The organism is Kitasatospora sp. NPDC024654 (assembly GCF_055559155.1).
The window spans coordinates 1-17,549 of the sequence record NZ_JBVHLF010000074.1 but is presented as its reverse complement, the minus strand read 5'-3'; the positions used below and the strand labels follow the sequence as shown (position 1 = coordinate 17,549).

Below are 17,549 nucleotides of genomic sequence, written 5' to 3'. Positions count from 1 at the left end.
GGCAAGGACCATGGAGACACCTCAGCCGTCCGCCACCGCCACCGGCGGCCACCTTCCCACCGACCCGCCGCCCACGACCGTCCCCGCGCAGGCCCGGAGGACGCCGGTGATCCCCCCGGAGCGCCCGGGCACGGCGACAGGCGCCGGTGAGGGGCACCGCGTCATGGCCTTCATGCCGCCCCGGCCCGAGCGGGTTTGCCACACCCGCCACCTGGTCGCCTCGATGCTCCGCCTCTGGCAGTTGGAGCACCTCAGGGACGCCGCCGAGCTCGTGACGAGCGAGCTGGTGACCAACGCGATCCAGCATTCGCCCGACCAGCACCCCATCACGGTGACGATCGAGCACGACGAGCAGTGGCTGTCCATCGCGGTCAGGGACCGCTCCGCCGGCGTGCCCCGGCCCGCCGGCGCGGACGTCTCCGACGAGCACGGGCGCGGCCTGTTGCTGGTCGGACACGTCGCCGGCGCCTGGCTCTGCGAGGCGCATGCCGATGGGACCAAGACCGTCTCCTGCCGGCTGGCCCTGTGGCCCCCGCAGCCGGCGGGCCTCGCGATCCCGGCGCGGCCCCCTCACCGACCCCTCCTCACCGACGGCCGTGACACCCACCTCCCGCCTCCCCGCCCGAGCGTCGTGTGAACGGGCAGGCGCCGCGCGTGGGGCCCACACCCCGCGCGCAGCGCCGCCCGTGTCCCTCCCTCCGTACGCGGCCCCACGACGTCCGGGCCGACCGGGCGTCACCCCCGCCGGTCAGTGCCGGAGCCGGACCGCGGATGGCGCAGGCGCGTGAGCGTCCGGCGGTGCGCCGCGCAGCGGGGGCCGGGGCTGCCGACGGTGTCGAGCTGGCGGACGAGCTGGTGCAAGGAGATCATGGCCGTGATCGGGGGCAGGCCCACGACCACGATGTTGAGCACGGTCCAGGGCACGGCGGCGACGCACAGCCCGGCCACCGCACTCGTCGACAGGATCAGGACGGTCCAGGAGTCCCTCGGCCGGCGTCCTTCCACGGCCGCGCGCAGCGCTGACAGGCAGCCGGCCAGCCACGGCCCGTACACGGCGATCGGCCACAAGCGCGACAGCCCGTGCGGCACCCGGGAGAACGCGAGGTCCTGCAACGGACCGTAGGAGAGCACGCAGTCCAGCAGACAGACGATGCCGACCGTCACGGCGGTGAGCCCGCCGACCGCCGGGCCGAGAAACTGGGACCACGGGGTCACCGGCCGACCGGGTCGTCGGCGGCGGGGAAGGGGCGGCGGGGCGGCATCGAGCTCGACTGCGGCGGGTTCGGCGGTGGGCGCCCAAGGAGGCGGCAGGACGAAGGCCCCCTCCTGCTCCCAGAGGCCCAGCGTCTCGACGGTCGGGTACGGCGGCCACGGCGTGCCGGCGACGGGGGGATCGTCGCCCCAGTCCGGCCGGTCGTACGGCGGGTCCTGCGGGTAACCGTCCGGAGTGCCGTAGACGGTGACCCCGTACTGGGGGAAGAGGTCGCCCATCGGGTCATACACGGCGGTCTCCCCGAGCACGCCGGCGCGCGGTTGGCAGGGGTATCGACGTCCGGCATCGCGCCACGACCGGATCCCGGGTCCAGGGCGACGCGCCCGCGGATTGGTGCGTTGAACTCATACCCCGTCAACGAGATACCCACGGCCTCGCATGTACGGCATACGGGTGTCGTCCAATAGTCAATTACCGGCCGCTAACCGGGATTACTCACGCGCTCCGACGGCCCGGCCCATCTCCTCCGGAAAATGCACTGCGGCCGAGTTCTTATACAATCCCCATCGCTCCCCGGAATTACCCAGCGCACAAACCCAGGAGAAACCTTTTCCCTACTGTGATCTCCGTCACTTCATGCTATATTTCCGGACCGCCAGGGGGCTTCCCGAATTCGAGACCCCGCGCCGAGATGAGTACGCCGCCAAAAGGGGTTCGGATGCTGAGGAAAGAGGAATACCAGGACGCCTGCGCCTTGCGTCGCCAGGGGTGGTCCCTCTCAGCGGTCGCCCGACATCTGGGGCGAGACCGGAAAACGGTGCGGGCTTACCTGAACGGGGAGCGGACGGTGGGAGTCCGAGTCCCGTCCCAGGACCATTTCCTGCGGTTTCTTCCCTACTGCCGCCAGCGCTTCAGCGATGATCCGCACCTGCGAGCGTCCGTGCTCTTCGGCGAGGTGGTCGAACTGGGGTATCCAGGCGCCTACTCGACCTTCACTCGCGCACTGCGCAAACGGGTGCCCCGGCCGAACTGTGGACTGTGCCAGCGCACACCCCAGGGGTTCGGTGCGGCGGCGGACAGCTTGCCGGGCGAGGACGTCCAGTTCGACTGGGTGGAACTGGACGACCCGCCGGCCGAGTGGGGCTGTGGGAGCCGGGCACACCTGCTGATGGGTTCACTCACACTCTCCAGTCGCTGGCGCGCGGCACTGACTCAGGGGAGGGAGTTCGCGCACTGCGTCGAGGCCATGGACCAGGTGATGAGGCGTCTGGGAGGAACGGGCGAGCGCTGGCTGTTCGACCGCACGGCTCCCATGTGCTCGGCGACCGGCAGGGTGACGGCCGCCTTCACGAGCGTGGCCCGGTACTACGGGGCCACCGTCGCGATCCGCACCCGGGACGGCCAGCAGGCCTCGGTGGACCGCTCCCGTCACTCCGTCGCCCAGCGCTGGTGGCACTCCATGCCGAAAGGCATCGGCATGCCGGCCGCACAGGCAAGTCTCGACCGGCTCGCCGAGCTTTCGGCCGGCCCCCGCCGACCGGCCTGTGACACCAGAGCGCTGCTGCCCCTGCCGGCCAAACCCTTCCCGGCTCGCCTCCGCACTCGGCGCACCGTCGGCGCCAAGGGCCTCGTGTGCTTCGAAGGAAACTTCTACGCGCTGCCCCCGGACCTGGCCGGCGCCGTGGTGAATGTCCACCGGCGCCTGGACGAGCCGTACGTGTCGATCACCACGGAGCACGGAGCGATCATCGCGCGCTTCGTGCTGGCCCCGCTGGGAGCGGGCCAGACGGTGCTCGGCCGGCGCGATCTCATCACCCTGGAACGTCCCACGCGCGCGTCACGCTCCGCGGTCCGTTCCTGCCCCGGCAGCAGGGGCAACCGGCCGCCTTCCCCGGAAGCGCTGGCCGAGGCCGAAGCCCTCCTCAGGGGCGACGGCGGGCCGGCCCCGGGCACCGGCTCGGCGGCCTCCCGCTCGCACGTGCCATCGGCGAACCGGCCCGCTCACGGCTGCCAAACACGGGCGAGGTACCTGTCGGCACGACCGAGGCGGTGAAGCCTCGAAACAGCGGCCCGGGCTCGCCACCGCCCGTCGTGACCGCTCGGCCCGGAGCCCGGACCGCGGTGACCGGCCGAGCGGCCGCCCGGCGGGCGGGGTCTTGTGGACTTCGGAGGCCACCAGCCGGTCCGCCAGACCTCCGACCTTCACCGGCGAACCGACAGAGGGAAGGAAAACCGAGAATGGCACGCGTTCCGGAAGACCACAGTCGCGGTCACGTCCTCGAGTCGACGGCAGCCGACTTCCAGGCTGTCGGTGTCGAGAGACTGCTGGCCCTGCACCTCGTGACCCGGACGAAGGCATCGGCGCGGGAGCCCCTCCGGCCGCGGATCACTCTCCACCCCGGAGAAAGTGTCGGACCATCGGAGCCTGACGATGCGACCGGCTGACCTCCCCTCCCCCGGGACGCCACCCGCCGACCGCGCCGCCGCCCGGTGGGCCGGCGACCGCTCCCGCCCGGCTCGAGTGCCGACGACGGCGAACTGGCTCACCGGCCCGGGGACCTGCACGATCCCGGGTACGGCCGGCGGCCGGCGCTCCGGGCAGCCGATCCCGTCACCGTCACGGAGGAACTGTCCCGGCGGGGTGGGATCGCCCGCGCCGGCGGCACCGGGGACGGGTGGCGATCGCGCTGGTCGTACCGAGCCGCGCGGGACCGGAACGGGTCGGTCCTCCTTCACGCCCAGTCAGCGCGGCCTCCCGACTTTGCTTATGGCATATTCACTCAGCAGGGTGGTTTAGTCACATTTAGCACCTTTGCCTCCCGAAAGTTCCTGATAGTTGTTCCATGGGCGAGATGCGTGTTCTGCTCGGACGGCGCGGTGTCGCGGACGGTGGATCCACCGGTCGGCACGGTGGCGGTACGAGCGGTGCCCGCCAACGCCAAGGACGACACCGGATTGAGCCGGGACCACCCCGGTCACGCCTACCGGCCAGCGCCGCAGCGTGACTCGCCCGCTCTCTTCCGCCTTCATCACGGAGAAAACGGAGCCAGCATGCCGCTACCCACCATCGGAAAGCCTCGAGCCTTGACGCCCGAACAGGCGGCCGCCATGACACCGGGGATGTGGCTGGCTGGCGTCCTCGGCCGGTACCGGCGCGATCAGGCCGTCATCCGATGGGCCGCCCAGCCGCACCACCTGCTGGCGGTTCCCTCCGGTGTGCGATGGGACGCCGTCAGCGTCCCGGCGCACCTGGGCATGCCGCTGCTGGAGCGCCTCCTGGGTGGACCGGGAATCGAGCGCGTCGGTCCGGTCCTCTGCGACGGCCGGGACGACCGCACCTACTGGCTGATCCCCGTGGGGTCCTTCGTCGGATGCAAGGCACTCCATCCTGACGTGCACCTCATGACCTCCGGTCACCTCGTCGAAGTGCCCTCCCCCGGCGTCGAGCACGCGTCGGACCTGATGGCGGATTTCCTGACAGAACAACCGTCCGACTGTTCGGACGACCAAGCCTCCGAGCCCGTGACGTGGGCGCACTGGCCGACCGTCAACGGCGTTCTCACCCCGCCGGAAGACTTCATCGGGTCACTCACCAGTCCCCACCGCGCCCATGTGCCGTCGCGCTGCGTGCCCACTTCGCGCGGGCTCCTCGTCCCGCACCCCCGGCGCGCCCTGCTGCCCCCGCGGCAGCACCGGCTGGCACACCAGTGCCGCCACCGCCGCTGACCGGCGGTTCCGATCGCCCTTCCGCTCCGATCTGGTTGATCGGAGCGGACAGGAAACGAGGGCAGCCGTCGCGCACGATGTGCCCGATGAACCGGATTCCCCTGGTCACGCTCTCGGCGTGTTCACGCACAGGCCGGATCGCGGACGCCCGTGCCGTCATCAGGGCCGTGCAGTCGAATACCGCGAAGATATCCGGGTGATCGGCGAAGATTCGCTCCATCAGGCACACATCGGAAATGTCGCCCACGTAGAAGGTGTGGCCCGCGGCGATCTCGCCCCGAGCTGCCGCGATATTTCCCAGAATGACGGGCTCGATCCCGTGGTCAATGCAGACGGAAGCGATCGTGTCACCGACGAAGCTGGCACCGCCGGCGATGAGAACCTTCATACAAACCTCTCGTGCTTGCGCCCGAAACGAATGTGCGTGACGAGGGACACCTGCGACAGCGGAACGAGGCCTTCGGCTCCGGGTGATCCTACCCGGCACGAACGGCGCGGAGATCTCCTACTGATCACCAAAGCACCTGATCGGCATTCTGACCCGCTCTGTCGGCCCGGCCACCGGGGCGGCGGAGCAAGCGGAGTTCTCCTCGACAATGGCCAGGGCCTGCCCGATCGCCTCGCACAACATCATCAGGTCTTCGATATCACCGGTCACGGCGGCGGGGGCGATCCGGGCGAGCGCGCCGATGGCCACCAAGGACAGGCCCTCGACCGTGGTGAGGTCAGGACGATCACCGCTGGCCGGTGGGCTGCTGAGCACCACGTATCCGTCCAGTTCCTCCCTGATCTCGGCGCTCACGCCTCCCCAACCCGCCGTCCAGGTCCCGCGCCCGTTCGGCACGTCCTCATCAGCCGGATCGAGCCCGGTCAGCACGACTTCAACGGCGTCCGCGTACGCGCCCAGCACCACCTGGTGGAGCTCGTGGTCCTGCCGTTCCGCCACGCCGCGGATCCATCCTGCGGCGCGAACACCGACCTCGGCCGCCATGCGCAGCGCCCGGTGCCCCGAGGGGACCTCGCCGGTGCCGGGCGACGACGAACCAGCATGATCGTCGGAAATCGAGAGTGTGTATACGGTCATGCCGGAACAACCAGTGGGATGTCACGGCGGTTACGCCAACTACGCTGGCGCTCAGTGGAATTGGCCACTCCGGCATGGCGCCGCGGCCCGGGTTCCGAGAACGCACGCACCGCACCGGGGCATGCCTGGATCGAACAACGAACCAGCCCGGATCTTTCCGGCCACCGGTCTGCCGGTTGGTTCAAGGTGGCAGACCGTGCCTGACGAGCAGAAGCCCGTACCCTTCGCGGGCGTGAAGGTGGCGAGGGGAGCGTGCGTGGCCGTGAGCGCCGGCCGTGAGCGCTCTGCCGTTCGGGTGATGTGATGCCGGAGCCATTGCCAGAGCCCTGGCGGAAATGGATTACTTCACGTATCCGAACCGTAGGCCACCAGCCGCCGGAGGGGGCTGCGGTCGGCCTGTCATCGGCTTCAGGGGCATCCCGGATCCGGCGCTGCGATGGACGCCCACTGAGGCGACAGGATCCACCAGCCGGTACGGCCGAGTCGCCCACCGCCAGCAGTCGGTTGCCACCGACGTCGCCACCCGAGTGCCCACGACGGCGACTGTCCGACGTCACCGCACGTGGGACAGCCGGCGCGGTCGACGTCGTGGTCACCGCCACGGGCGGCTCCACCCACGCCGGTCCTGGCATCCGAGGCGGCACTCCTGTCGCCCGACACGTCCACCGGGCTCAGGCGGCCGGACATCCCGGATAGAGGCACCTCCTGGCAGCGCCCGGGCGCTCTCCATCACCTCCTCCGGGCGACGGCTGGCAGCCGCCATTGGAGAGGCCCCATGAACACGTCCCAGACCCCGCTCCCAACGGCGGCCCCGGCGGCATCGCCGACGCTCTCCGCGCTCGCTCCAAGCCAGGGGCCGGTGTCGGGAGGATCCACGGTGACGCTGACCGGCACCAACCTCACCGGGGCGACCGCGGTGAGTTTCGGCAGTACGCCGGCCACATCGTTCACCGTGGTCTCCGCCACCCAGATCACCGCGACCACGCCGGCCGAGGCCGCGGGCCCCGTCCAGGTCACCGTCACCACCCCAGGCGGCACCAGCAACACCCTCACCTACACCCAGATTCAGCTACCCGGCATCTGACGCTCTGGGGATCGCTTAGGACACGAAGGGCGGTCGGCAGGCCCGGCCCGAGTGATGTTCCAGCAGATGGTTCCGCTTCGAAGGCACCCCGGCGAGTCGTCCGGACGGTACGCACGGCTTCGAGAGCCTGCGGCGCACGTGGCAGCTCGACCGCGGCGGCCCCGGTTTCGCGCCTGGACGGACGTACGACGGGATGCCGGTTTCCCGGTCCATCACCTCCGCAGTGCCTCCCGCGCACTGCGCTCCGTCGCCACCAGCACCGCCCCCCGACGAGTTGAACCGGATGCCAGGCCGTGCGTTCAGTGCCGTGGAAGATCTGCTGCCGGCAGGAGGCGCCGGTGGCGACGATCACGGTGTCGTCGGGTTCCGCTCGGACGGCGGGGAAGAGCCGGTCGTTGCCGACCTTCATGGAGAGGTCGTAGTGCTCGGCTTCGAAGCCGAAGGAACCCGCCATGCCGCAGCAGCCGGCGTCCAGTTCGACGACCTCGACGCCCGGGATCCGGCTGAGCAGGGCGATGGTGGCGGCGGTGCCGACCTCCGCCTTCTGGTGACAGTGACCGTGGTAGAGGCGCCGACGCCCGGCGGGCCAGCGGTCCGCCCGCAGGCGGAGCCGCCGCGCGTCGATGGCCTCGGTGAGGAGTTCCTCCACTGGCGGACGCACCCGGCGATGCCCCGGACGGCGGCGGCGTCGGGGTGCCGGGCCAGGTGCTCGTCCCGCAGCGTCATCAGGCAGGACGGTTCGCAGCCGGTGATCGGTGAGCCCGGGGCGCTGCCGGCGCGCAGGGCGCGCGCGAGCCGGCCGGACTTCTCCTTCGCGTCGTCCAGCAGCCCCTTGGCGAGGCTGGAGCGGGCGCAGCAACCGCCGGCCTCCAACCGGACCCGCCAGCCTGCGAGTTCCAGGGGCTCGACGGCCGCCCGGCCGCTGTCGGGTCCGGTGTGGGTGGTGAAGGAGCCGGCGAGGAAGGTGACCTCGCCCAGTCCGGGAACCGGGACCGCGCGTTCGTGCCGGCCGAACCAGCGGGCCAGGTTGCGGTGGGCGAAGACCGGCACGGGCCTGGCATCGGTGATGCCCAGCCGGCGCCGTATCGGTCGACGCACGGAGCGGTTGCGGCCGGTGAGGTTGGCCAGCGGTGCGGTGGCCGAGCCGATCCGGTTGAGCAGGCGGATGTCGCCGAAGAGCCGGGACCTCAGCGGGACCCCGTGCCGGTCGTGGTGGTGGGAGAGGGCCTCGGCCTTGAGCGCGGCCATGTCCACGCCCAACGGGCACTCGCTCTTGCAGGCCTTGCACATCAGGCACAGGTCGAGGATCTCGTGCAGGCGCTCGTCGCCGAGTGCCCGTCGGGGGTCCGGTTCGGAGAGTGCTTTCACCAGGGCGTTGGCGCGGCCGCGGGTGGAGTGCCCCTCGCCCCGGGTGGCCATGTACGAGGGGCACATCGCACCGGTGCCGCTCTTGCGGCACAGCCCGATGTTCATGCAGCGGTCGGCCGCACCGCGCATGCCGCCGACGACCTCGAACGCCAGCCGGGTGCGCGGTTCGGGAGCGGGCGGCAGGGCCGGGTCACGCTGGTGGTCCGTCGTGGCGCATCCTCGCCGAGGTCCGCATGAACGCCCGCCACGCCACCAAGCTCCTGCGGGCACTGCTCGTTTCCGGCCGGGGGCGCTGTGCGGGCCGATGGCGGAAGCCTCGCCGGGCGTGTGCTCCTGCCACTTCCTCGCCGTTGCGAGGCTTCAACTGCGCGCGGTCGAGTACGACAGGACGGCTTGTGCGCGTCGTGCACCAGCTGGCGAGGCCTCGTCACGTTGTCTGGTGGGTGCGGGCGAGTTGGAGGACCGTGCTCCATTCGCCGAGGATGTGCTGGAGTTGAGCGGTGCTGTTCTTGATGGCCTGGTGCTGGTAGGTGCCCCAGAGCGTCGTGAAGGTCTGCATGTACTGGGTCTTGGTCTTGCAGGTGAAGTCGGTTTCTGCCGCGTGCTTCTCGTAGGGGGAGGGCGGTGGGAGTGTGGCACCCTTCGGAACCGGCAGTCCGCGCCCGAGCAGGCTCCGGTCGTGCTGCGGGGCGAGCGGGTTGGGGTAGTTGTATCCGGCCTGTTTCATGCAGGTGCTCCAGGCGGCGTCGGCGGCTCGGAGGCGGGGGTCGGCGAAGACCCGGTCCAGGGCGTTGGAGCGGAGGTTCTCCAGTCTGGAGCTCGCGTCGTTGGCCTCGGCCATGTCGAGCACGTCGTAGGCCTTGCCCGCGCAGCCGTTGAAGGCGCTGACGACGTTCTGCGGGACGGCGGGCTGGGCGCCGGTGCCGGATGTGGGATCGGGCATGCGATAGCCGAACTGCTGGGCGTCGGCCATGGTGGAGACGCCGTAGTACACCAACGGGGGTGTGGGGGTGGGCAGGTAGTTGCCTCCCCAGCCGGCCGGCAGGGTGAGTCCCTGGGTGTGCATGCAGGCCTGCTCGATCCGGGTCGCGGCCTTGAAGATCAGATTCTCGTCATCGGGGGTGGCGTAGGCGTCGTAGGCGTCCAGGGGCAGGATCATCGATCCGTCCGACAGGAGCTCCGCACCGTTCGTCCGGTAGGTCACGGTCACACCAGCGGGCGGGCTGATCGTGAAGGCACTCAGTTGGGCCTCGGGTGCGGCCGGGGCCTGGTCGAGGTGGGCCAGGGCAACGGCCCCGGCCGCGATGACGGCGAGACCGCTCACAGCCACCTTGCGGCGCAGTGAGCGGAGGGTTCCCTGCTTGTGCGGGCGGCGGGTGGAATCGGCCTGCATCGCTGGCTCCTGGGCGCGAACGAGGCGAGAAGAGAGGGAAGCGGCACAAGGTGCGGGCCCCGGGGCGAGGCACGGTCCGTGCCTCGCCCGGCCCCGCCCCGGGGGACTGATTTCTGCCCACGTGCTGCCGCCAATGGGCGTGGTTCGCCCATGGTGGTGCTGCGCGGCACGCGCGCTCGCTGCCGGGAGCCTGGCGGCAGGTTCCCGACCGCCGGCGGCTGGGGAGCGTCAGGTCCAGTGCTGGTAGTTGTTGCCCAGGCCGTAGGCGCTGTTGGTGTAGGCGCCAGTGCCCTGCGGACCGCTGCCGCCGTCGAGGTAGAAGCCGGTGGCCTTGTCCCGCAGCGCCCAGCCGTTCGTGGTGGAGATCTCGTACCACCGCTGGTTGTTGTTGCCGCTGCAGTCCATGGTGTACGTGTTGCCCTCGTTGCCCCAGTGGGCGTCGCTGTCCAGGCACTGGTTGTTGTTCTGCTGGCTCGCCTCGAACCAGGTGCCGTCCGACTGGAGTTCGTCGTACCACTGACACCCGTAGGTGTAGGAGCTGCACCCGCTGCCGGTGCCGACAGGGGCCGGGTAGCTTCCTTGCCCAGCCCAGAGGTAGTTCCCGGTGGCCTTGTTCTGCCAGGTGACGATGCTGTTGGCCGAGGCGGTGCCGGCGATCCCGAGCGTGGTGGCCGCGAGCACCGCGCCCACCACGGCGGCCCTGCGAAGGCGCGTCGTGCGACGTATGGCTATGATCATGACAATTCCTTCCGTCTCTTGCGGGATTGGTCGTGGATTGCGCCGGTCCCAGCCCGGCGTGCTTGGCTCCTGCGGTTTCGGGCAGGCCGAGGCACTCCCCCGACATCGAGGAGTTCGCGTGTGCCCAGGAACCCGGCCCGCACTTTCTGCCACCCGGGCGCGAGGTCCCGCCTCCCGCCCGTCGACGACTGGTTGCCGCCGTCCACGCACCCGGGTGGGCTGCCCGGGGACCAGTGGTGGCCGGGCAGGGCCGCGGAGGCTCACCTGCAATACAGGAGGCTGCACGGATCACCCCAACCGGTGTCCGCCAGGACGGTGTGCGATCGCGACTGGCCGGCCGAACTGATCCCGGCGCCAGCAGTCACGCCGAGCATTGCGACGAGCGTCAGGCCGAACAGCGCGAGCTTGCGCATGGCAGATTCCCCCTCGGTTACGTCCCAGGCGGCCGGTGGCTTGGTGTCGCCCGGCCGAGTCCCACACTGCCGGGCGATCAGGGCCGCGGGCCATGCGGACGATGGGTCATGATGTGACGGAGCCGGAACAGGAAGGAAGACGAAGGCACCTGAACCGGGCGAAGTGTGGGCGAACTCGGGGCAGCCGTATCGCCTCGGCATCATCCATCGCACCAGGACGCCCCACCAGCCGCCCAGTGCCGACAAGATCGACCATTCACGCGATCGCGGCCGGAGCCCCGAAGGCGGCCACCCGGTACTCACGCATTGGCTAGACCCGCCAGTCTTTGACTCGCCGTCAAGGGTAGTTATAGCCTCTAATGGTCGATTGGCCATCTCACTCCCCCGCAGGGGGCTGATGCCTGCTCAACCGGTGCCACCCGCTGCCCAGTCGACCAAGGGGACCGCCATGTCCGGACTACGCACCGCCCTGCTCGTCCTCCCGCCCACCGTCGGTCTGCTGGGTGCCGGTCCCGCCCACGGCCGGCCTCCCCGCCACCACGCTGGTGATCACCTCGACCGTCCGCCAGATCGCGCACGGCTCCTGCATCCGCTGGACCGGCCCCGCGGACGGCACCGGGCTGCACATCGACGGCGTGCATGTCTGGACCTTCGCCAAGGTCCCCGGGGGCGTCCTGGCGAGCACCGAGGAGACCCACACCGGCCCCCAGGTGGACGCCGACGTCCCCACCGCGACCGAGATCCTCCGGCAGGGCCTGGACGCCTGGCTGGATGCCCTGAAGGCCACCGCCGAGCAGCGGGCCCATGACGCGTCAGAGTGCCGCTGATCCGGAACCGGTGGCGGAGCATCGGCTTGGCTGGGCCCGGGCGCGAGCGCGTTCAGCGGCACAGGGCGCGCAGGGCGGTGAGGCAGTCCGCGGCCCGGCGCTGCGGGTCGGTGTCGGTGCTGGCCCAGGCGATCCGGGCGTCCGGTCGGACCAGAACGGCCGTGACGTCCCGCCAGATCGGATCCGCCGCTTCGGTGTTGACGGTGGCTGCCCGCCGTTCCAGACCGCCCGCGGAACACGGCGTCCGCGTCCCGCCGAGGTCCAGCAGCAGTGGCCGGCCGTGGTGCATCAACGGGTGGGCCGTGGGTGCGTCGGCCGTGTCCAGGGCGAGGCCGGCCAGTCGCGTGCCGTCCAGCGGGTGGGCGCCGGGTGCGGCGTCGGCGGGGAGCGGGTCGTCGAAACCGGCGATCCTGCGGGCCCACTGGCGGTTGGTCTGCGGTTCGGCCAGCGCGGTGGACCAGACCTCGCGCAGCGCGATCTGCTCCGGGGTCGCCGCGGCGAACAGGGCGAGCTGCGCGCGGGTGTTGTCGATGACGGCGCGGGCGGCCGGCCGGCGCTCCGCGTCGTAGCTGTCGAGCAGCCCGTCGGGCGCCCGGCCCTGGAGGGTGGCGGCCAGCTTCCAGCCCAGGTTGGTGGCGTCCTGGATGCCGAGGTTCATGCCCTGCCCACCGGCCGGGAAGAACATGTGCGCCGCGTCCCCGGCCACCAGCACCCGTCCGGCCCGGTACCGCGCGGCCTGGCGGGTGGCGTTGCCGTAGCGCGAGAGCCACCGGGGGTTGCGGATGCCCAGGTCCCGTCCCAGTAGCGCACGGGTCTGCTCGCGCACCTCCCCCAGGGTCAGCGGTTCGCCGGTGCCGTGGTGCATGGTGGCCGTGGAGAGGCCCGCCAGCCGGTGGACGCCGTCGCCGATCGGGGCCGCCAGGAACGAACCGGCCGGCCCGGTGGCCGCGAGCGGCGCGGTGGGCGGGTCGTCGAGTTCGACGTCGGCGAGCCACCCGGTCAGCGTGGTGTCCTGACCGGGGAAGTCGATGCCGGCCGCCTGGCGCACCGCGCTGCGGGTGCCGTCGCAGCCCACCACCCAGCGCGCCCGCACGGTCCGGTGGGTGCCACCGGCCCGGACCACCACCTCGACGGCGTCCGGCCCCTGGACGAGCAAGACGACCTCCTGCCCGCGCAGCACCCGGGCGCCCACGGCGACCGCGTGCTCCTCCAGGAGTTGCTCGGTGACGGACTGACCGAGCGCCAGCATGAACGGGTGCACCGCTCCGACCGTGGAGAAGTCCAGCCTGGTGGTCGCCGCCCCGAAGTGGCCGGTCGGCACCGGGGTGCCCCGTTCGATGAACCGCTCCGCGAGTCCGCGGGTGGCGAAGGTGTCCAGCGTGCCGGCCTGCATGCCGACCGCGCGCGACCGTCCGTCCGGTGCCGCCCGGCGTTCCACGACGGTCACCTCCACCCCGTGCAGGCGCAGCTCCGTGGCCAGCCAGAGCCCCACCGGGCCGGCCCCGGCGATGAGCACGTCGAGCATGACGACCACTTCCTCTCACTCTTGTCCGTTGGACAAGGATGAGCATGCCCTAGAATTATCCATTGGACAACAGGGGTTGGGACGGCAGGGCGCGGAAGCCGACCGGAGAGGCGCATCGGATGGGTACGACACGGGGCGAGATCGTCGCCGCCACGCTGGCGGTCCTCGACGAGCACGGGCTGGACGGCGTGACCATGCGCGCCGTCGCGGCCCGGCTCGGCGTGCAGCACAACACCGTCCGCTGGCACGCCTCCAGCAAGGGCCGCCTGCTCGAACTGGCCTCCGACGAACTCCTCGCGCACTGTCTCGACGAGCCGCTGCCCGAGGCCTTCCCCGACCGGCTCAAGGAACTGAGCCTCCGTTGCCGCACGGCACTGCTCTCCCACCGCGACGCCGCCAGGATGGTCGCGGGCGTCTTCGCGGCCGAGCCCCGCACGCTGCGCTACGCCGACACCGTGATCGCCACCCTGCTGGCGGCCGGCCACTCGCCGCGCACGGCCGCGTGGACCCACTGGACGATCTTCTACCTGACCCTGGGCCTCACCCAGGAACAGCAGGCCGCCCAGGAGACCACACCGACCCTCCTCCCGGACCAGGCCCCGGCCGACAGCTACCCGGCCCTGGCCGAGGTCCTGCCGTACGTCGGCCCCGACAGCTTCGACCAGCGGTTCGAATTCGCCCTCGGCCTGATCATCGCCGGCCTTCCCCGGGCCGAGCTTGCCGAGCAGGATTGAGGCCGGGGACGCGGCGGCGAGCGGGGGCGGCCGAACGCGCTCCGCTCCCACCTCCGAAGGTGGATACGTCCTGCCGTCCGTGGCGTGATCACCAGGAGTCTGACACGGGCCGGCGTGATCATCCGTTGGTGGCACGGACTGGCCGGCTCGAGCCCGCTTCCGCACGACGAGGCCACGCCCCCGGCCCACCGCCGAGCCGAGGGCCGGAGCCCACGGGCCGTCGCCGAGATCCGCGCCCACCCGCGCCGACCAGCCGCACCACCAAAGGACCGTCATGACCCTGGAGATAGACCTGCCGCTCGGCGCGAACGCCGACAGCGATGCCCACGCCGAGCGACTGGCCGCCGGCCTCACCGAAGTCGGCAACGAACGCTTCCTACGGGCCGTGTCCGCGACCGGGCGCACTTCCACCACCGCAGCACCACCGCCCTGTTCGGCCCGCCAAGCAGTCGACCCGGGATCGCCGAGCCGGACGCCAGTCTGCTGCTGCGCGCGATCCACCTGTGCTTCTCCGCCCACCTGCCGCTGAGCCTGTCCCCCGACGTCCTCTGGTACGCGGTGGTCCACGAGGTCGCCGTCCACATCCAGCTGAACACCGACACCTACGAGGGCCTCTTCACCACCACCCCCGGTGAGCGGCAGACCATCGTCGTGCACGACGACTTCACTCCCCTCGACTGGGAACGGGGGAACGGGCCGTCAACCTGGTCCAGCAGCCGCTGCGGGAGCGAATCGGCGAGGAGATCGCCGACCTGTTCGAACGCGCCACCCGCACCCAGCCGCGCAGGAGCCTGGGCGAGGGGTCAGCGAAGTGACGTACCCGACCCTGAGCGCGCCGGCCAGAACCGGCCCTCCTCGCACGCGGCCTTCGTGGGCGGCTCGTGCCAGGCCCTGGTCGCCGCCGTCGGGGCAGGGCGCGGCAGATGCGGTGGCGGACCAGATGCCGGCCGCGCGACGGCGCGACCCGGACGCGGGCTCACCCGAACGCACGTACGTGTCGGCGGGGCATCAGTGGCCGGACGTGGTGAGGTGATGCGGGCGGCGGGAACTGGGCCGAGATCGCCGGCTCGCCGCCCGAGACGGGGAGCGTTCATGTACGGCGTACTCAGATCCGTTGCCGCGGCGGCCAGTGCCGCCAGTGCACTGCTGGGTCCAGCGATGGCCCCGGCCAACTCCGGGGCCGTGGCGGCGCTCGCCCCGCAATCCGCGTGGGCTGCCGAGGACGTACGGGGCGAGGGAGACGGCACGCTCATCACCCGCCTGCACACACCCCCTACCGGCACGTCGATCGCCTCACCCGCGCGCGACACCCTCTTCGCCTGCAAAGGGGGGACCCTCACCCGGCCCGACCGCCCGTGGATCGACGCGCACGGTGTGATCGACGTACTCAAGCGCCCGTTCGTATCGGGGACCATGCACTGGCACCAGTACCTGAAGGTGTCGACGACCGCGACCGAGAGGCGTTTCAAGGGCAACGGCCTCCCGGACCATCCCACCGGGCGCTTCCCCGTCCAGAAGGGCACCCCCGCCTACAAGTACTACGCGGAGATTCCCGCGCACGGGTACCCCAACGCCGCCGCGATCCCCATCAGACCGTGGAACCTCGACGTCGCCGTTCCGCGCGATCCGTCTGTCCAGGCGCAGCCCACGTGCATCGACCAGTTGACGACCGGGATGGCTCTGGCGGGCGGCACCTTCCACCTGGAGGTGGCCACCGATGCGGAGGACCGACCGGTCGACCCCAACGCGGCGCTGCCGCTGGACCGCTGCTGGGGCCATCCGTACGACACGCAGTACCACTACCACGGCCCCTCGCAGACCTGCTTCGGCAGCAAGCCTTCGAGGGGATCCGCGGACACCCGTTCCCGGCACTCACCGCTCGTGGGATACGCCATCGACGGCTTCGGGATCTTCGGGCCGCGCGGCGAGGACGGAAAGATCGTCAAGAACGGGGATCTGGATGTCTGCCACGGTCACACACACGCGATCATGTGGGACGGCAAGAAGGTCGTCATGTACCACTACCACCTCAATGGAGAGTATCCGTACTCCATCGGATGTTTCCGAGGGAAGCCGGTGACGGTGCCCGGATCCGGGCACGGCTGGCACTAGGCACAGAACCGCCGGACATCGGTGACACGTGGAACGCCTCGGCGCCACCAGCCGCTTCGAAGCCGGGCTCAAGGCTGCCCAGCGGGGCTGGCCGTGGAGCGGAGCAGCTTCGGGCGCGCCCAACGAGGCGGCCGGAGGTCGGGCGCGCTGGCGACGAGCGCACCGCGGCCGGGGCGAGGGCCCGCCGGAGGGCTGGCCACCCACCCTCGACCCCGCATCCCTGGCACGGGCCGGGCGGCGAGGAGGGTGCCGGAATGCCGCGCGGGGCGCGGCGGTGGCGCGGGACGCGGGGCCCGAATGTGACCGTGGGACGCAGATCATGGACAGAGGGCGACGATCACGTCCGGCAACGCGGCGCCCCCGAACCCGCTACTGTCCGTTTTTCGTTGTCTCAAGCACTGGTAAATGTTTTGTCAACTGCCGGCAAGTTGGCACGCTGGAGGACTCCCCCCGTCGCACCGGCGATGGACCCCCAACCCCGAGGAGCCCCAGCCAACATGTCGAACCGCACCACCGGCCGTTCCCTGTCCCGTCGCACGACCGTCGGCCGCGCCGCTCTTGCCACGCTCGCCCTGACCGGGATCGGCATCAGTGCCGCTCCGGGCGCAATGGCACAGACCGCCAGCGCACCCGCGCCGAAGACGCCGGCGCCGTCGACCGTCTACAGCACCGCGACCGGCGGGCACACCGTCGCGCTCACCTTCGACGACGGCCCGGGCCCGTACACCGGGCAGGTCCTCGACCTGCTCGCGCAGTACCACGCCAAGGCGACGTTCTGCGAGATAGGCCCGCAGGCCACCGCCAACCCGGCCCTGGTCAAGCGGATCGTCGCAGCCGGTCACCGGCTCTGCGACCACACCGTGCACCACCCCCAGCCGATGCGGACCCTCCCGCACGGCCAGCAGGTCAGCGAGATCGACGGGGCCAAGGACATGATCGCCAAGGCCGGTGGACCGGGCACCCAGGTCACCTGGTACCGCGCCCCCGGCGGGGACTTCACGACCGGCACCAGCCAGATCGCCGTGCAGGACGGCCTGCGGCCGCTCGGCTGGACCGTCGACCCGCGCGACTGGGCGCGCCCCGGAGTCGACTCGATCATCGCCACGGTCAAGCAGGAGCTGCGCCCCGGCGGGATCATCCTGATGCACGACGGCGGCGGCGACCGCAGCCAGACCGTCGACGCCCTGCGCCAGCTGTTGCCGTGGCTGGTCCAGCAGGGCTACACCTTCGACTTCCCGGCGAGCTGATCCGGGCCGGGGGGGGGGGGGGGGCGGGGGGGGGGGGGTGGGGGGGGGGGGCGGGGGGGGGTGTGGGGGGGGGGGGTGGGGGAGC

14 protein-coding genes and 2 pseudogenes are annotated in these 17,549 nt (G+C 71.3%); 8 read left to right on the top strand and 8 right to left on the bottom strand.

Features of this window, described 5'->3' with window-relative positions; genetic code table 11:
* The first annotated feature begins 10 nt into the window (after positions 1-10).
* Positions 11-637, top strand: a complete 627-nt coding sequence (locus tag ACZ38L_RS30720) for an ATP-binding protein (RefSeq protein WP_465699387.1) — start codon at positions 11-13, stop codon at positions 635-637.
* A gap of 98 nt (positions 638-735) precedes the next feature.
* Here the strand turns inward: ACZ38L_RS30720 and ACZ38L_RS30715 are convergent, their stop codons facing one another.
* Positions 736-1,503, bottom strand: a complete 768-nt coding sequence (locus tag ACZ38L_RS30715; RefSeq protein ID WP_465699385.1) for a hypothetical protein — start codon at positions 1,501-1,503, stop codon at positions 736-738.
* 401 nt (positions 1,504-1,904) lie between these two features.
* On the opposite strand from ACZ38L_RS30715, the gene ACZ38L_RS30710 reads away from it, so the two are divergent.
* Positions 1,905-3,266 (top strand): Mu transposase domain-containing protein, encoded by a 1,362-nt coding sequence (locus tag ACZ38L_RS30710; protein WP_465699383.1) that lies wholly within the window; start codon positions 1,905-1,907, stop codon positions 3,264-3,266.
* Between the two features lie 1,536 nt (positions 3,267-4,802).
* On the opposite strand, the gene ACZ38L_RS30705 is transcribed toward ACZ38L_RS30710, so the two are convergent.
* The gene (locus tag ACZ38L_RS30705; RefSeq protein WP_465699380.1) at positions 4,803-5,327 is read right to left on the bottom strand and encodes an NAD-dependent epimerase/dehydratase family protein; all 525 of its coding nucleotides are present in this window, start codon (positions 5,325-5,327) and stop codon (positions 4,803-4,805) included.
* A gap of 117 nt (positions 5,328-5,444) precedes the next feature.
* Positions 5,445-5,930: a hypothetical protein gene (locus tag ACZ38L_RS30700; protein ID WP_396563440.1), complete on the bottom strand. Its 486-nt coding sequence runs from the start codon at positions 5,928-5,930 to the stop codon at positions 5,445-5,447.
* A gap of 868 nt (positions 5,931-6,798) precedes the next feature.
* Between ACZ38L_RS30700 and ACZ38L_RS30695 the strand changes: the two genes are divergently transcribed.
* Positions 6,799-7,107 carry an IPT/TIG domain-containing protein gene (locus tag ACZ38L_RS30695; protein WP_465699377.1) on the top strand — a complete coding sequence of 103 codons (309 nt, stop codon included), beginning with the start codon at positions 6,799-6,801 and terminating at the stop codon, positions 7,105-7,107.
* Positions 7,108-7,512: 405 nt separating this feature from the next.
* On the opposite strand, the gene ACZ38L_RS30690 is transcribed toward ACZ38L_RS30695, so the two are convergent.
* The 4 genes from ACZ38L_RS30690 to ACZ38L_RS30675 all read right to left on the bottom strand — a co-directional run bounded on the left by ACZ38L_RS30690 (position 7,513) and on the right by ACZ38L_RS30675 (position 11,019).
* A complete protein-coding gene (locus tag ACZ38L_RS30690) occupies positions 7,513-8,604 on the bottom strand; it encodes a (Fe-S)-binding protein (RefSeq protein ID WP_465699375.1) in 1,092 nt (363 codons plus the stop codon).
* 298 nt (positions 8,605-8,902) lie between these two features.
* The gene (locus tag ACZ38L_RS30685; RefSeq protein WP_465699373.1) at positions 8,903-9,868 is read right to left on the bottom strand and encodes a hypothetical protein; all 966 of its coding nucleotides are present in this window, start codon (positions 9,866-9,868) and stop codon (positions 8,903-8,905) included.
* Positions 9,869-10,096: 228 nt separating this feature from the next.
* Entirely contained in the window at positions 10,097-10,606 is a 510-nt protein-coding gene (locus tag ACZ38L_RS30680; RefSeq protein ID WP_465699371.1) for a hypothetical protein, read from the bottom strand.
* A gap of 260 nt (positions 10,607-10,866) precedes the next feature.
* Positions 10,867-11,019, bottom strand: a complete 153-nt coding sequence (locus tag ACZ38L_RS30675; RefSeq protein ID WP_465699368.1) for a hypothetical protein — start codon at positions 11,017-11,019, stop codon at positions 10,867-10,869.
* 506 nt (positions 11,020-11,525) lie between these two features.
* On the opposite strand from ACZ38L_RS30675, the pseudogene ACZ38L_RS30670 reads away from it, so the two are divergent.
* Positions 11,526-11,846: pseudogene (locus tag ACZ38L_RS30670) on the top strand (SRPBCC family protein); the annotation flags it as partial.
* 52 nt (positions 11,847-11,898) lie between these two features.
* Here the strand turns inward: ACZ38L_RS30670 and ACZ38L_RS30665 are convergent.
* Positions 11,899-13,371 (bottom strand): FAD-dependent monooxygenase, encoded by a 1,473-nt coding sequence (locus ACZ38L_RS30665; protein WP_465699366.1) that lies wholly within the window; start codon positions 13,369-13,371, stop codon positions 11,899-11,901.
* Between the two features lie 119 nt (positions 13,372-13,490).
* Between ACZ38L_RS30665 and ACZ38L_RS30660 the strand changes: the two genes are divergently transcribed.
* The 4 genes and pseudogenes from ACZ38L_RS30660 (at position 13,491) to ACZ38L_RS30645 (ending at position 17,464) form a co-directional block, all read left to right on the top strand.
* Positions 13,491-14,105, top strand: a complete 615-nt coding sequence (locus tag ACZ38L_RS30660; protein WP_465699364.1) for a TetR/AcrR family transcriptional regulator C-terminal domain-containing protein — start codon at positions 13,491-13,493, stop codon at positions 14,103-14,105.
* A gap of 84 nt (positions 14,106-14,189) precedes the next feature.
* Positions 14,190-14,705, top strand: a pseudogene (locus ACZ38L_RS30655) (hypothetical protein); the annotation flags it as partial.
* A gap of 492 nt (positions 14,706-15,197) precedes the next feature.
* Positions 15,198-16,217 (top strand): YHYH protein, encoded by a 1,020-nt coding sequence (locus tag ACZ38L_RS30650; protein ID WP_465699403.1) that lies wholly within the window; start codon positions 15,198-15,200, stop codon positions 16,215-16,217.
* A 497-nt stretch (positions 16,218-16,714) separates the two neighbouring features.
* A complete protein-coding gene (locus ACZ38L_RS30645) occupies positions 16,715-17,464 on the top strand; it encodes a polysaccharide deacetylase family protein (RefSeq protein ID WP_465699362.1) in 750 nt (249 codons plus the stop codon).
* Positions 17,465-17,549: the final 85 nt, after the last annotated feature.

What these genes read in the sequence shown, in the direction of transcription:
- ACZ38L_RS30700 (WP_396563440.1), bottom strand. Translation starts at nt 5,930, where the DNA reads ATGGCGGCCGAGGTCGGTGTTCGCGCCGCAGGATGGATCCGCGGCGTG.
- ACZ38L_RS30705 (WP_465699380.1), bottom strand. Translation starts at nt 5,327, where the DNA reads ATGAAGGTTCTCATCGCCGGCGGTGCCAGCTTCGTCGGTGACACGATC.
- ACZ38L_RS30675 (WP_465699368.1), bottom strand. Translation starts at nt 11,019, where the DNA reads ATGCGCAAGCTCGCGCTGTTCGGCCTGACGCTCGTCGCAATGCTCGGC.
- ACZ38L_RS30720 (WP_465699387.1), top strand. Translation starts at nt 11, where the DNA reads ATGGAGACACCTCAGCCGTCCGCCACCGCCACCGGCGGCCACCTTCCC.
- ACZ38L_RS30660 (WP_465699364.1), top strand. Translation starts at nt 13,491, where the DNA reads ATGGGTACGACACGGGGCGAGATCGTCGCCGCCACGCTGGCGGTCCTC.
- ACZ38L_RS30685 (WP_465699373.1), bottom strand. Translation starts at nt 9,868, where the DNA reads ATGCAGGCCGATTCCACCCGCCGCCCGCACAAGCAGGGAACCCTCCGC.
- ACZ38L_RS30710 (WP_465699383.1), top strand. Translation starts at nt 1,905, where the DNA reads ATGAGTACGCCGCCAAAAGGGGTTCGGATGCTGAGGAAAGAGGAATAC.
- ACZ38L_RS30650 (WP_465699403.1), top strand. Translation starts at nt 15,198, where the DNA reads ATGTACGGCGTACTCAGATCCGTTGCCGCGGCGGCCAGTGCCGCCAGT.
- ACZ38L_RS30680 (WP_465699371.1), bottom strand. Translation starts at nt 10,606, where the DNA reads ATGATCATAGCCATACGTCGCACGACGCGCCTTCGCAGGGCCGCCGTG.
- ACZ38L_RS30665 (WP_465699366.1), bottom strand. Translation starts at nt 13,371, where the DNA reads ATGCTCGACGTGCTCATCGCCGGGGCCGGCCCGGTGGGGCTCTGGCTG.
- ACZ38L_RS30690 (WP_465699375.1), bottom strand. Translation starts at nt 8,604, where the DNA reads ATGCGCGGTGCGGCCGACCGCTGCATGAACATCGGGCTGTGCCGCAAG.
- ACZ38L_RS30645 (WP_465699362.1), top strand. Translation starts at nt 16,715, where the DNA reads ATGTCGAACCGCACCACCGGCCGTTCCCTGTCCCGTCGCACGACCGTC.
- ACZ38L_RS30695 (WP_465699377.1), top strand. Translation starts at nt 6,799, where the DNA reads ATGAACACGTCCCAGACCCCGCTCCCAACGGCGGCCCCGGCGGCATCG.